Genomic DNA, 13,128 nt, shown 5'->3' with positions numbered 1-13,128 from the left:
ACACCGCCGGTCGCTACCGGTGCGAACGCCGCTCAACCTCGCGCCCGTTGCGTGACGGCGATGCAGACGAGCACGGCCGCGGCCGTCAACGGGGCGGCCAATGTCAGGTGCTCACCCAGCAGCAGCACCGACCACACCAGTGTGAGCAGCGGCTGTGCCAACTGCAACTGGCTGGCCTTGGGGATGCCGATGGCCGCCATCCCCCGGTACCAGACGACCAGGCCCAGGAACTGCGAGGCCGCGGCGACCCACAGCACGCCGGTCACGCTGTGGAAGGTGAGCTGCACGGGTTCGTACGACAGCGCCAGCGCGGCGGCGGGCACGGTCAGCGGCAGGCACAGCGCCAGCGCCCAGCCGATCACCTGCCAGCCCGCCATGACGTGCGCCAGCCGCCCGCCCTCGGTGTAGCCGGCCGCGCAGACCAGGAGCGCGGCGAAGAGGTACAGGTCGGCGGTGGTCAGGGCGCCGCCGCTCTGCTGGATCGTGAACGCCAGCACCGCGACCGCGCCCGCGAGCGCCGCCACCCAGAACGTGCGGGAGGGGCGGGTGCCGATGCGCAGGGCGGACATCACCGCGGTGGTCAGCGGCAGCAGGCCGACCACGACGGCGGCGTGCGCGGTGGTCGACGTCTCCAGGGCGAGGGTGGTGAGCAGCGGGAAGCCGAAGACGACGCCGCCGGCGACGACCGCGAGGCCCGTCCAGTGCTGCCGGGCGGGCAGCGGGACGCGCAGGGCCAGCAGGCAGGCGCCCGCGATGAGCGCCGCGAGCACGGTCCGCACGGCGACCAGCGACCAGGGGCCGAAGCCCTCCAGGCCCCACGCGGTGGCCGGGAAGGTGAGGGAGAAGGCGGTGACGCCGGCAGCGGCCTGGAGGGTGCCGCAGGTGGCCTGTGGCCGACCGCTGACTGCTATCCGGGTCGGTGCGATAGCGCTACTCTTGGTTCTCATGCACGAGAGTAGCAGTGTCGGTGACCTGGTGAAACAGCTGCGACGAGAGCTGGACCACTACTCTCCTGGTGGAAAGCTCCCGTCCAGCCGGGCACTCGTCGAACGCTTCCGGGTGAGCCCCGTGACCGTCTCCCGGGCCCTCGCCCAGCTCGCCGCCGAGGGACTGGTGGTCACCCGGCCCGGAGCCGGCGCCTTCCGGGCGCGGCCCCGCGGCGGGGGCGCTCCCGCGGGCGACACCTCGTGGCAGGAGGTGGCCCTCAGCGCGGACGGCGCCGCCGACCTCGTACCGCGCACGGTGGACGCCTCCGGGGTCACCGTCTCCCTCGCTGCTCCGCCGCCGGGGGTGATCGAGTTCAACGGCGGCTATCTGCACCCCTCGCTGCAGCCGGAGAAGGCGATGGCGGCGGCGCTCTCCCGGGCCGGCCGGCGTCCGGGCGCGTGGGGGCGACCGCCGCTGGACGGGCTGCCGGAGCTGCGCGAGTGGTTCGCGCGCACCATCGGCGACACGGTCACGGCCGCCGATGTGCTGATCACGGCGGGCGGGCAGTCGGGGCTGACGACGGCCCTGCGCGCTCTGGCCCCGCCCGGTGCCCCGGTCCTGGTGGAGTCGCCGACCTACCCGGGCATGCTGGCGATCGCCCGTGCTGCGGGCCTGCGGCCCGTGCCGGTACCGGTGGACGCGGACGGGGTGAGGCCGACGCTGCTCGCCGACGCCTTCCGGGCGACCGGGGCGCGGGTCTTCGTCTGCCAGCCGCTGTTCCAGAACCCCACCGGCGCGGTGCTCGCCCCCGAGCGGCGGGGCGAGGTGCTGCGGATCGCCCGGAAGGCCGGCGCATTCGTGGTCGAGGACGACTTCGTACGACGGCTGGTGCACGCGGACGCCGGGCCGCTGCCGCGTCCACTGGCCGCCGACGACCCCGACGGCGTGGTGGTGCACGTCGGTTCGCTGACGAAGGTGACGTCGCCGAGCTTCCGGGTGAGCGCGCTGGCCGCGCGTGGGCCGGTACTGGAGCGGCTGCGGGCCATCCAGGTGGTCGACACCTTCTTCGTGCCCAGGCCCCTCCAGGATGCGGCGCTGGAACTGGTCGGCTCGCCTGCCTGGCCCCGCCATCTGCGCACGGTCTCGACGGAACTGAAGGCCCGCAGGGACGCGATGACGGCGGCGCTCGGCGTGCACCTGCCCGAGCTCGCCCTGCCCCACATCCCCTCGGGCGGCTACCACCTCTGGCTCCGCCTCCCCGACGGCACCGACGAATCCGCCTTCACCGCCGCCGCCCTCCGCGCCGGCGTGGCCCTCGCCCCGGGCCGCCCGTACTTCAGTGCCGAACCCCCCGCGGGCCACGTCCGCCTCAGCTTCGCGGCGGTGGCGGGTGCGGGCGAGATCACGGAGGGGGTGCGGAGGCTGCGGGGGGCTTGTGACGAGGTGTTCTAGGTGCGCCGGGCTGTCGCGAGGGGGTGTTCGGCGTTCCGGCGGGCCGGTCGGCGAGGCTCTGAGCAGGGCCCGGGCGCGGGCGCGGTGGGGTGGCGGAGGCGCGGTGGGGCTGCCGGACGTGCGGTGCGGGTGGCGGACGTGCGGTGCGGGTGGCGGGCGTGCGGTGCGGGTGGACGGCGGTGCGGGTGGCGGGCGTGCGGTGCGCGTGATGGGCGTGCGGTGCGGGTGGCGGGCGTGCGGTGCGCGTGATGGGCGTGCGGTGCGGGTGGCGGGCGTGCGGTTCGGGTGGCGGACGCGTCGTGTGGGTGGCGGGCGTGCGGTGCGCGTGGCCGAGGGCGTGGTGGTCGGCCGGGGCGCGGCGCGGCGCGCGGGGTCTACCGTCGAGTAACATCGCCGCCACGTCATCCCGAGGAGGCACCGTGGCCCGGTCGAAGCGCTCGCCCCTGTTGCTCGCCGGTCTGTTGGCGACCGCCGGCGTGGCCCACTTCGTCGCCCCGCGGCAGTTCGACGCGATCGTCCCGCGGGCGGTGCCGGGCTCGCCGCGGACCTGGACGTACGCGAGCGGCGCCGTGGAACTCGCGCTGGCGGCCGGGCTGGCCCTGCCGCGGACCCGGCGTGCCTCCGCGCGGGTCGCGACGGCGTTCTTCGTCGGGGTCTTCCCCGCCAACGTCCAGATGGCGCTGGACTGGCGCCACCGCCCCGCACCCCTGCGGACCGCGGCCTACGCGCGGCTGCCGCTGCAGGTGCCGCTGGTGCTCTGGGCGCGCGGCGTCGCCCGCGACGCCCGGCCCGGCCCGCACCGGGACTGAGAGCGGCGCCCTGCACCCGGCGCCCGCACCGAAAACGACTCGACCTCACCGCCCTCGATTTGCGAGCCTCCCGGCATGAGTCATGTGCCGAGTCCCGTCGAGGGATACGAGATCTCCACCGACAGCGGGCGGATCGACGCCGAGCGGGTGCACCGGTGGCTGTCCGGCGACGCGTACTGGGCGATCGGGCGAACCCGGGAGAAGCAGGACCGGGCCATCGCCGGGTCGCTCAACTTCGGGGTGTACGAGATCGTCTCCGGCGAGCAGGTCGCCTGTGCGCGGGTCATCACCGACCGGGCGACCTTCGCCTGGCTGTGCGACGTCTACGTCGATCCGTCGGTCCGCGGGAAGGGCATCGGCACGGCGCTCGCCGAGGCCGTGCGCGACCACCTGCGGGCGTACGGACTGCGCCGCGTCCTGCTGGCCACGCACGACGCGCACGGCGTGTACGAGAAGGTCGGTTTCACTCCGCTGGAGCGGCCGCAGGAATGGATGGCGCTGAGTTTCGAGTGACTTGTCCGGCAGATCCCGACGTACCGGCAAGGTTTCGAGCCGCCTCCATAACTCACGCGTAACGCCTCTTGACCTGCCCACTTTCCCGGCCCACGATCCCCGCATGGCACTTCGGGTCACGTTCGTCGCCGCCGCGCGCAGCGCCCCGCTGCTCGCGGAACGCTTCGAGGACGACCGGCCGCTGGATCAGGCGGGCTGGGACGAGGTGCAGCGCGTCGCCCGCGACCTCGTGCCGCTCGCGGCGGCCGAGCTGCGCTACTGCTCGCCCACCCCCCGCAGCCGCGCCACCGGCGACGCCCTCGGCTACGCCCCGCTGGCGCAGCTGGCCCTGCGCGACTGCGACATGGGCCGCTGGCGCGGGCTCACGCTGGGGGAGGCGATGGCCCGGGAGCCGGAAGCGGTGGACACCTGGCTCGCCGACCCCCGCTCCACACCGCACGGCGGCGAGTCCCTGCTCGCCTTCATCGGCCGCGTCGGCGGCTGGCTGGACACCCGGCCCGTCGAGGACGGCGGCCGGATCGTCGCCGTCGCCGAGCCCTCGGTGATCCGCGCGGCCCTGGTGTACGCCCTGAAGGTGCCGCCCTCGACGTACTGGAGCATCGACGTCTGCTCCCTGTCGACGACCACCGTCACGGGCCGTGCGGGGCGCTGGAGCCTGCGCTTCGAGGGCGCTCCGACTCAGCCCTCGCGCCCGTAGTCCGTCGTCAGTACGAGCTCCTTCGCCGGGCCGCGCACCCGCCAGACCGTCCGCCAGTGGTCCGCGTCCCGGACGGTGAACTCGCCGCGGTAGAGGTCGGCCGAGCAGGGGTGGTCGGCGACGTGCCGGCCGGTGGTCAGGTCGAGGTCGTGGAAGGGGCGGCCGTCGGCGAAGCGGACGTCCGCCGTCCCGCGCGCGGGCCCGGGCAGGAAGAGCAGGGTCCGCTCGGCCGGGCGGGCCACGCCCCGCCAGACGAACGTCCCGCCCTCCTCGTGCAGCAGGCCGCCGCCCTCCAGCGGCCCGAAGACCGTCGTGCCGTCGAAGCGGCCCTCGTCGCCGCTCGCGAGGTCCCGGACCGATCGCGCCACCCGCCAGCGCCCGGCCAGATACGCCAGCGCATCCGGCACTGGCCAGAACTCGCCCATCACGCCCCCCTCTCCGTCCCGTCCGTTGCGCGCGACCCATTGACGCGCCTGCGCCCTCTCCTATCTTGCCGTTCGAGGTTCCGGCCAAGGTCCGACATGACGAACGGTTCTCTCCGGCTCCGGCTCCGGCTCCGGCCTTGGCGATCAGGCGGCGCCGACCCGCCGGGCGGCCCGGGCGACGTCGCTGCGGGCCCGGGTCGGCCGCAGGTGGCCGCTGCCCGCGTTCTCGCAAAGGTTCGAAAGGTTCGGCTGCCCGCCCCCTCGCCGTCACCGGCGTCGGGGGAGGGTGGCTGGATCGCGCTGCCCGATGGGTGGCCCGGGTGCGGTCGCGCATCGACCGAGGGCGCGGGATTGCATAAACGTGCAGAGAAACGTATAGTCATGCCATCCAGGAGGAGGGTCCATGACGGTACGTGCGGCGGTGGCCGGAGCGAGCGGATACGCGGGCGGAGAGCTGCTGCGGCTGCTCCTGACGCACCCCGAGGTCGAGATCGGCGCCCTGACCGGCAACTCCAACGCCGGCAAGCGGCTCGGCGCGCTCCAGCCGCAGCTGCTGCCGCTGGCCGACCGGACGCTGAGCGAGACCTCCGCCGAGGCGCTCGCCGGGCACGACGTGGTGTTCCTCGCGCTGCCGCACGGGCAGTCCGCCGCCGTCGCCGAGCAGCTCGGGCCGGACGTGCTCGTCGTCGACATGGGCGCCGACTTCCGGCTGGAGGACGCCGGCGACTGGGAGAGGTTCTACGGCTCCCCGCACGCCGGGACCTGGCCCTACGGCCTCCCCGAACTGCCGGGCTGCCGCGCCGCGCTGGAGGGGTCCAAGCGCATCGCGGTGCCCGGTTGCTACCCCACGGCCGTCTCCCTTGCGCTGTACCCGGCGTACGCCGCGGGGCTGGCCGGGCCCGACGCCGTGATCGTCGCCGCGTCCGGCGCCTCCGGAGCGGGCAGGACGCCGAAGCCGCACCTGCTCGGCTCCGAGGTCATGGGGTCCATGTCGCCGTACGGCGTCGGCGGGGTCCACCGGCACACCCCCGAGATGATCCAGAACCTCAGCGCCGCCGCCGGTGAGCGCGTCACCGTGTCCTTCACACCGACCCTCGCCCCGATGTCGCGCGGCATCCTCGCCACGTGCAGCGCCACCGCCACGGAGGGGGTCACCGGCGAGTCGCTGCGCGCCGCCTACACCAAGGCCTACGCCGACGAGCCCTTCGTCCACCTGCTCCCCGAGGGCCAGTGGCCCGCCACCGCGTCCGTCCACGGTTCCAACGCCGTTCAGGTGCAGGTCGCGCACGACGAGGCCGCGGGGCGGATCATCGCGATCAGCGCCATCGACAACCTGACCAAGGGCACCGCGGGCGGTGCCGTCCAGAGCATGAACATCGCCCTCGGCCTCCCCGAGGACACGGGACTTTCCACGATCGGAGTCGCACCGTGAGTGTCACGGCAGCACAGGGATTCACGGCGGCCGGCATCGCCGCCGGGATCAAGGAGAACGGCAACCCGGACCTGGCCCTCGTGGTCAACACCGGGCCACGCCGCGCCGCCGCGGGCGTCTTCACCTCCAACCGCGTCAAGGCCGCGCCCGTGCTCTGGTCGGAGCAGGTGCTGAAGGGCGGCCAGGTCTCCGCCGTCGTCCTCAACTCCGGCGGCGCCAACGCCTGCACCGGGCCGAAGGGCTTCCAGGACACCCACGCCACCGCCGAGAAGGCCGCCGAGGTGCTCGGCCGGGGCGCCATCGAGGTCGCCGTCTGCTCCACCGGCCTCATCGGCGTCCTGCTCCCGATGGACAAGCTGCTCCCCGGCGTCGAGACGGCCGCCGCCCAGCTCTCCGAGCACGGCGGCGAGAAGGCCGCCATCGCCATCAAGACCACCGACACCGTCCACAAGACGTCCGTCGTCACCGGGGACGGCTGGACCGTCGGCGGCATGGCCAAGGGCGCCGGCATGCTCGCCCCGGGCCTCGCCACCATGCTCGTCGTCCTCACCACCGACGCCGACCTGGACAGCGCGACGCTGGACAAGGCCCTGCGCGCGGCCACCCGGGTCACCTTCGACCGCGTCGACTCCGACGGCTGCATGTCGACCAACGACACCGTCCTGCTGCTGGCCTCCGGTTCGTCCGGGGTCACCCCCGGCTACGAGGAGTTCGCCGACGCCCTACGGCAGGTCTGCGACGACCTCGGGCAGCAGCTCGTCCGGGACGCCGAGGGCGCCAGCAAGGACATCAGGGTCGAGGTGATCAACGCCGCTACCGAGGACGACGCCGTCGAGGTGGGCCGCTCCATCGCCCGCAACAACCTCCTCAAGTGCGCCATCCACGGCGAGGACCCCAACTGGGGCCGTGTCCTGTCCGCGATCGGCACCACGTCCGCCGCGTTCGAGCCCGACCGGCTCAACGTCGCCATCAACGGCGTCTGGGTCTGCAAGAACGGCGGCGTCGGCGAGGACCGCGAGAAGGTCGACATGCGCTACCGCGAGGTGCACATCGTCGCCGACCTCGCCGCCGGGTCCGAGACCGCCACCATCTGGACCAACGACCTCACCGCCGACTACGTCCACGAGAACAGCGCCTACTCCTCATGACCACGACGCGTAAACACACCGCGCTGCCCAAGGCGCAGATCCTCATCGAGGCGCTGCCGTGGCTGACCCGGCACCACGGCAAGACGGTCGTCATCAAGTTCGGCGGCAACGCCATGGTGAACGAGGAGCTGAAGGCCGCCTTCGCGCAGGACGTCGTGTTCCTGCGGCACGCCGGGCTCAAGCCCGTCGTCGTGCACGGCGGCGGCCCGCAGATCAGCGCCGCCCTCGACCGGCACGGCATCGTCAGCGAGTTCCGGGCGGGCCTGCGCGTCACCACCGAGGACGCCATGGACGTCGTCCGCATGGTGCTCGCAGGGCAGGTACAGCGGGAGCTGGTCGGGCTGCTCAACCAGCACGGCCCGCTCGCCGTCGGTCTCACCGGCGAGGACGCGCACACCATGACCGCCACCAAGCACCAGCCCCGGATCGACGGCGAGCTCGTCGACATCGGGCGGGTCGGCGAGATCACCGAGATCGACACGGGCGCGATCGAGGCACTGCTCGCCGACGGCCGGATCCCGGTCGTGTCGTCGATCGCCCGTTCCCAGGACGACGGACATGTCTACAACATCAATGCTGATACGGCGGCTGCGGCACTCGCTGCTGCGCTGGGCGCCGAGACCCTCATGGTCCTCACCGACGTCGAGGGCCTCTACGAGGACTGGCCCGACAGCGACGAGGTGATCAGCCGCCTCACCGCTTCCCAGCTGGAGAAGCTGCTGCCGGAGCTGTCGTCCGGCATGGTGCCGAAGATGGAGGGCTGCCTGCACGCCGTGCGCAATGGCGTGCGCAACGCCCGCGTCATCGACGGCCGGGTCCAGCACTCGATCCTGCTGGAGATCTTCACCGACGAGGGCATCGGCACGATGGTCGTGCCGGACGCGCACGAGGGGGACGCCGTATGAGTGCCAACCAGGACCTGACCGCCCGGTGGCAGGGCGCGCTCATGAACAACTACGGCACCCCGCGACTGCCGCTCGTGCGCGGCGAGGGCGCGCGGCTGTGGGACGCCGACGGCAACGAGTACGCCGACTTCGTCGGCGGTATCGCGGTCAACGCGCTCGGGCACGCGCACCCCGCGGTGGTCGAGGCGGTCAGCAAGCAGATCGCGTCGCTGGGGCACGTCTCCAACCTGTTCGTCGCCGAGCCGCCCGTCGCGCTCGCCGAACGGCTGCTCCAACTGTTCGGCCGGGACGGCAAGGTCTACTTCTGCAACTCCGGCGCCGAGGCCAACGAGGGTGCCTTCAAGATCGGCCGGCTGACCGGGCGGACCCACATGGTCGCCACCGAGGGCGGTTTCCACGGCCGCACCATGGGCGCCCTCGCCCTCACCGGCCAGCCCGCCAAGCAGGAGCCGTTCCTGCCGCTGCCCGGCGACGTCACGCACGTCCCGTACGGCGACGCCCAGGCGCTGGCCGCCGCGGTCACCGAGGAGACGGCCCTCGTCGTCATCGAGCCGGTCCAGGGCGAGAACGGGGTCGTCGTCCCGCCCGCCGGCTATCTGAAGGCGGCCCGCGCCATCACGGCCGCGACCGGCTCGCTGCTGGTCCTCGACGAAGTGCAGACCGGGATCGGGCGGACCGGACACTGGTTCGAGTACCAGGCCCACGAGGGAGTCCTGCCGGACGTCGTCACGCTCGCCAAGGGCCTCGGCGGCGGGCTGCCGCTCGGCGCCACGGTGGCGTTCGGAAGGGCGGCCGAGCTGCTCAAGCCCGGTCAGCACGGCACGACGTTCGGCGGCAACCCCGTCGCCTGCGCCGCGGGACTCGCCGTGCTCGACACCATCGCGAACGAGGGACTGCTGGAGAACGTCAAGCGGCAGGGCGAGAGGTTGCGGGACGGAATCGAGTCCCTGAACCACGGATTGATCGACCATGTACGGGGTGCGGGACTCCTCCTGGGTATCGTGCTCACCGAGCCGCTCGCGCCGCAGGTGCAGCAGGCGGCTCAGGACGCCGGCTTCCTGGTCAACGCGCCCGCCCCCGATGTCGTACGGCTCATGCCGCCGCTGAACCTCGGCGACGACGAGGTGGAGGCGCTGCTCCGGGCGCTGCCCGGTGTCCTCGACGCAGGGCACGGGGACGGACGAGCCGGAGAATGAGACGACGATGAGCCACGCGCAGGACCAAGGGCAGGCGGGGGTCAACGGACCTGCCGTGCCGCAGACCCGCACCGCACGTCACCGCCGGATCGTCGACATCCTCAACCGGCAACCGGTGCGCTCCCAGAGCCAGCTGGCGAAGCTGCTCGCCGACGACGGGCTGACCGTCACCCAGGCGACGCTCTCCCGGGACCTGGACGAGCTCAACGCGGTGAAGATCCGCAACAACGACGGCGACCTCATCTACGCCGTCCCCAGCGAGGGCGGCTTCCGCACGCCGCGCGCGCCGCTGGGGGAGTCGGCGAAGGAGGAGCGGATGCGGCGCCTCTCCCAGGAGCTGTTGATCTCCGCGGAGGCCTCCGCCAACCTCGTGGTCCTGCGCACCCCGCCGGGTGCGGCCCAGTTCCTCGCCTCGGCGATCGACCAGGCCGAGCTGCACGACATCCTCGGCACCATCGCCGGGGACGACACGCTGCTGCTGATCAGCCGTCATCCGGACGGGGGCCAGGCGCTCGCCGACCACCTGCTGCGGCTGGCGCAGAACGGCCACTGAGCCCACCCGGCGCCGCGCTCGTCGCGCCCGACTCCGCAGCCCGCAACAGGCGGCGGAAGGTCGGGCACTCCATGTGGCTCGGCGCGGGGCAGTCCGCGGCGTGCCGCAGCCCGTCGCGCAGGGCGGTCAGCCGGCGGATCGTCCGGTCCAGCTCGTCCGCCTTCGCCGCCAGCATCCCCCGGTCGATCCGGGGCCGGCCGTCCGGCGCGAACATCAGCGCGATCTCGTCGAGCGAGAAACCCGCAGCGCGGCCCATCGCGATCAGCGCCAGCCGCTGCGTCACACCGGGGTCGAAGACACGCCGGCCCGCCCGTCTGCCGGTCGAGGCGATCAGGCCCTTCTCCTCGTAGAAGCGCAAGGTGGAGGCAGGCAGGCCGGAGCGCCGCGCCACTTCCGCGATGTCCGGATCGTCCATGCTCTTGACCTCAAGTCGACTTGAACTGGCACCGTACGGCTACGGCCTTTCCAGGGCAAGCGAAGGGAGACGGACATGACTGCCGAACGCCGGGACGCGCAGGCACTCAAGGCGCTGTGGAGCGGGGTCGCGGGACGCAACTGGGTCGCGGCGCAGGATGTGCTCGACGAGCTGTTCCGGCCGTTCGAGCCGCTGCTCGCCGAGCCGGTCGGGCTCGGTGCGCGCGTCCTCGACGTCGGCTGCGGCACCGGTGCCACGACCGTCGCCGCCGCTCGGCGAGCGGGCGCGGAGGGTGACTGCGTCGGCGTCGACATCGCCGAGCCGATGATCGAGGCCGCCCGGGCGCGCGCCGAGCGGGAGGGCGTGCCGGCCCGCTTCGTCCAGGCCGACGCCGCGACCCACGCCTTCGCCCCGGGCGGCTTCGACCTGGTCGTCTCGCGGTTCGGCGTGATGTTCTTCGAGGACTTCACCGGCGCGTTCACCAACCTGCGGCGCGCCGCACGCCCCGGCGCGGGACTCCGGCTGATCGTCTGGCGCGGCCCCGAGGAAAACCCCTTCATGACGACGGCCGAGCGGGCCGCGGCGCCGCTGCTGCCGGACCTGCCGTCCCGGGACCCCGACGCGCCCGGCCAGTTCGCCTTCGCGCGGGAGGACCGGGTGCGCGGCATCCTCGACGCGAGCGGCTGGACGGACGTCGCCGTCGAGCCGCTCGACGTCGCGTGCGCCATGCCGGAGCGGCAGCTGGAGCGCTACTTCACCCTGCTCGGGCCTGTGGGCCGGGTGCTGCACGAAGTGGACGAGCGGACCCGCGCGCAGGTCGTCGAAACGCTGCACACCGCCTTCGCCCCGTACGTGCGGGAGAGCGAGGTCGGGTTCACGGCGGCGTGCTGGCTGGTCCGGGCTTCGGCGTAGGCGCCGGTGACGGTCCGACCGAGGTCACGCCCACGCGTCGGCCGTGTCGGGTGGCGGTCCGGTCCTGTTGACGCCAGTGGTTGCGGTGCTCCGGGCATCGGCTCGGCGCCGCCACAGCCTGGTCAGCGACAGTCCGCATGCCCCGCCGCTGCGCACTGCGCCCTGTTCCTCGTCCTCACCCCAGCCACCCGGCCAGCCCGCCCGTGCACCACACCTCGTCGCCTGCCGTGATCAGCAGGGCCTCCACGTCCGGCAATGACTCCAGCCAGGCCAGTCCGTCGCGTGAGCCCCTCGCGAAGGCCGCTGTCGCCCAGCAGTCCGCCCACGTCAGGCGAGGAGCGACGACGGTCACCGCGAGCAGGTCCGTCACCGCCGACTTCCCGGTGCGCGGATCGACGATGTGGGCGCCGCGCTCGGCCGTGCCGGAGGTGGCGACGGCCAGCTCGCCGACGCCGCCCGCGGAGACGACCGCCGCCAGCCCGCCCGGCCGCAGGGGGTCCGACACGCCGACCCGCCAGGGCCGCCCCGCCCCGGGCGCGCCGAGCAGCTGGACGTCCCCGCCGCCGTTGACGCTGACCCCGCTCGCCCCGGCCGCCGCCAGCAGCCGCGCCGCCCGTTCGACGGCCCAGCCCTTGACGATCCCGGTCGGGTCGAGCCGGCCCTCGTACGTCGTGCTGAACCACCCCTCGCTGACCCGTTCCGCCTCGGCGGCCAGCTCCAGCACCTCGGCGACCTCGGGGTCGCACTCCTCGACGCCCACCTCGCCACGCCCCAGCCGGGAGATCTGGCTGTCCTGCCGGTAGGTGCTGAACACCAGGTCGACCCGGTGCAGTCCGGCGACGGCCTCGTCGAGTGCCGCTCGCACGGCAGTGGGATCCCCGCCGCGGACGTCGAAGGAGAAGACGGTCCCCATCACCTCCTCCGCCCGGCGTACCGCGGCGGGAGCCTGCGCGGGCTCCGTCACCGGCTCAGCCACCGGCCTGGTCCAGGGCCGACTGGAGCGACTGCCGGTACCCGCTGCTGGTGTACGTGGCCCCGGACACGGCGTCGATGTCGGCGCTGCCCGCGGCGACGGCCGCCTGGTTGAGCCGGGGCACGGCGTCGGCGGTGATCTGGCTGCTTTGGCCCCCGCTGGGCGCCTGCACCGCCTCCGCCCGGGTGATCCTGCCGCCGCTGACGGTGATGCGGACCTGCACGGGCCCGTACTGCGTCTGGGTCACGGCACCGGTGACCGTGCGCGCCGCCTGGGCGCCGCCCGCGCCCGCGTCGGCGGAGCCGCCGCCCGCCGGCATCCGGTCCAGGGCCGACTGGAGGGACTCCTGGTAGCCGGCGCTCGTGTACGTCGCCCCCGACACCGCGTCGATCCGAGCGCTCTGCGCCGCGAGGGCCGCCTGGTTGAGCCGGGGCACGGCGTCGGCGGTGACCTGGCTGCTCCGGCCCCCGCTGGGCGCCTGCACCGCCTCCGCCCGGGTGATCCTCCCGTCGCTCACGGTCAGCCGGACCTGCACGGGACCGTACTGCGTCCTGGCGACGGCGCCGGTGACCGTCGCGGTGCCCGCGGCCTGCGCTCCGCCCTGCGGCGCCGCCGCCCCCGCGGGGGGTGCCGCGCCGCCCGCCGCCGCGGCGGATCCGGGGTCGGTCGCCGGCTTCAGCGACAGCAGCAGCACGATGCCGGACACGGTGGCGGCGGTGGCGAGCACCGCACGCCGCACGGGGTGGCTCTTCTTCATGGTTGCCGGTCTCC

15 protein-coding genes are annotated in these 13,128 nt (G+C 73.8%); 10 read left to right on the top strand and 5 right to left on the bottom strand.

The features are described from left to right. Positions 1-32 precede the first annotated feature (32 nt). Entirely contained in the window at positions 33-947 is a 915-nt protein-coding gene (locus IPT68_RS07010) for a DMT family transporter (RefSeq protein WP_189699619.1), read from the bottom strand. On the opposite strand from IPT68_RS07010, the gene IPT68_RS07005 reads away from it, so the two are divergent. The 4 genes from IPT68_RS07005 to IPT68_RS06990 all read left to right on the top strand — a co-directional run bounded on the left by IPT68_RS07005 (position 946) and on the right by IPT68_RS06990 (position 4,398). Further along, positions 946-2,379 (top strand): aminotransferase-like domain-containing protein, encoded by a 1,434-nt coding sequence (locus tag IPT68_RS07005; RefSeq protein WP_189699620.1) that lies wholly within the window; start codon positions 946-948, stop codon positions 2,377-2,379. The genes IPT68_RS07010 and IPT68_RS07005 overlap by 2 nt on opposite strands. Positions 2,380-2,798: 419 nt before the next feature. After that, the gene (locus IPT68_RS07000; protein WP_189699621.1) at positions 2,799-3,188 is read left to right on the top strand and encodes a DoxX family protein; all 390 of its coding nucleotides are present in this window, start codon (positions 2,799-2,801) and stop codon (positions 3,186-3,188) included. A 75-nt stretch (positions 3,189-3,263) separates the two neighbouring features. Next, a complete protein-coding gene (locus IPT68_RS06995; RefSeq protein WP_189699622.1) occupies positions 3,264-3,701 on the top strand; it encodes a GNAT family N-acetyltransferase in 438 nt (145 codons plus the stop codon). 103 nt (positions 3,702-3,804) lie between these two features. Further along, on the top strand, positions 3,805-4,398 hold the full coding sequence (locus IPT68_RS06990; RefSeq protein WP_189699623.1) for a histidine phosphatase family protein: 594 nt from the start codon (positions 3,805-3,807) through the stop codon (positions 4,396-4,398). Here the strand turns inward: IPT68_RS06990 and IPT68_RS06985 are convergent. Continuing rightward, on the bottom strand, positions 4,380-4,823 hold the full coding sequence (locus IPT68_RS06985; protein WP_189699624.1) for a DUF6314 family protein: 444 nt from the start codon (positions 4,821-4,823) through the stop codon (positions 4,380-4,382). The two genes, IPT68_RS06990 and IPT68_RS06985, sit on opposite strands and share 19 nt — an antisense overlap. A gap of 403 nt (positions 4,824-5,226) precedes the next feature. On the opposite strand from IPT68_RS06985, the gene argC reads away from it, so the two are divergent. Genes argC through IPT68_RS06960 form a run of 5 tightly spaced genes read left to right on the top strand, consistent with a single transcriptional unit; the run spans position 5,227 to position 10,057 of the window. Then, a complete protein-coding gene (gene argC / locus IPT68_RS06980) occupies positions 5,227-6,255 on the top strand; it encodes an N-acetyl-gamma-glutamyl-phosphate reductase (protein ID WP_189699625.1) in 1,029 nt (342 codons plus the stop codon). Next, entirely contained in the window at positions 6,252-7,403 is a 1,152-nt protein-coding gene (argJ, locus tag IPT68_RS06975; protein WP_189699626.1) for a bifunctional glutamate N-acetyltransferase/amino-acid acetyltransferase ArgJ, read from the top strand. The genes argC and argJ overlap by 4 nt, the downstream gene beginning before the upstream one ends. Continuing rightward, positions 7,400-8,308, top strand: a complete 909-nt coding sequence (gene argB, locus IPT68_RS06970) for an acetylglutamate kinase (protein ID WP_189699627.1) — start codon at positions 7,400-7,402, stop codon at positions 8,306-8,308. Before argJ ends, argB begins: the two co-directional genes overlap by 4 nt. After that, complete coding sequence (locus IPT68_RS06965; protein WP_189699628.1) at positions 8,305-9,504, top strand: acetylornithine transaminase; 1,200 nt, start codon at positions 8,305-8,307, stop codon at positions 9,502-9,504. Before argB ends, IPT68_RS06965 begins: the two co-directional genes overlap by 4 nt. A gap of 7 nt (positions 9,505-9,511) precedes the next feature. Then, positions 9,512-10,057 (top strand): arginine repressor, encoded by a 546-nt coding sequence (locus IPT68_RS06960; protein ID WP_189699629.1) that lies wholly within the window; start codon positions 9,512-9,514, stop codon positions 10,055-10,057. Here IPT68_RS06960 and IPT68_RS06955 read toward each other — a convergent pair. Further along, on the bottom strand, positions 9,987-10,472 hold the full coding sequence (locus tag IPT68_RS06955) for a helix-turn-helix domain-containing protein (RefSeq protein WP_189699630.1): 486 nt from the start codon (positions 10,470-10,472) through the stop codon (positions 9,987-9,989). The two genes, IPT68_RS06960 and IPT68_RS06955, sit on opposite strands and share 71 nt — an antisense overlap. Before the next feature lie 75 nt (positions 10,473-10,547). On the opposite strand from IPT68_RS06955, the gene IPT68_RS06950 reads away from it, so the two are divergent. After that, positions 10,548-11,384: a class I SAM-dependent methyltransferase gene (locus tag IPT68_RS06950; protein WP_189699631.1), complete on the top strand. Its 837-nt coding sequence runs from the start codon at positions 10,548-10,550 to the stop codon at positions 11,382-11,384. A 175-nt stretch (positions 11,385-11,559) separates the two neighbouring features. Here IPT68_RS06950 and IPT68_RS06945 read toward each other — a convergent pair whose 3' ends face one another. Beyond that, positions 11,560-12,360: an FAD:protein FMN transferase gene (locus IPT68_RS06945; RefSeq protein ID WP_189699632.1), complete on the bottom strand. Its 801-nt coding sequence runs from the start codon at positions 12,358-12,360 to the stop codon at positions 11,560-11,562. Beyond that, entirely contained in the window at positions 12,353-13,114 is a 762-nt protein-coding gene (locus IPT68_RS06940) for an FMN-binding protein (RefSeq protein ID WP_189699633.1), read from the bottom strand. Before IPT68_RS06940 ends, IPT68_RS06945 begins: the two co-directional genes overlap by 8 nt. Positions 13,115-13,128 lie beyond the last annotated feature (14 nt).

Source organism: Streptomyces chromofuscus, assembly GCF_015160875.1.
GTDB lineage: Bacteria > Actinomycetota > Actinomycetes > Streptomycetales > Streptomycetaceae > Streptomyces > Streptomyces chromofuscus.
Note: the sequence above shows the minus strand (reverse complement) of the source record. Positions and strands in the feature narration are given on the sequence as shown.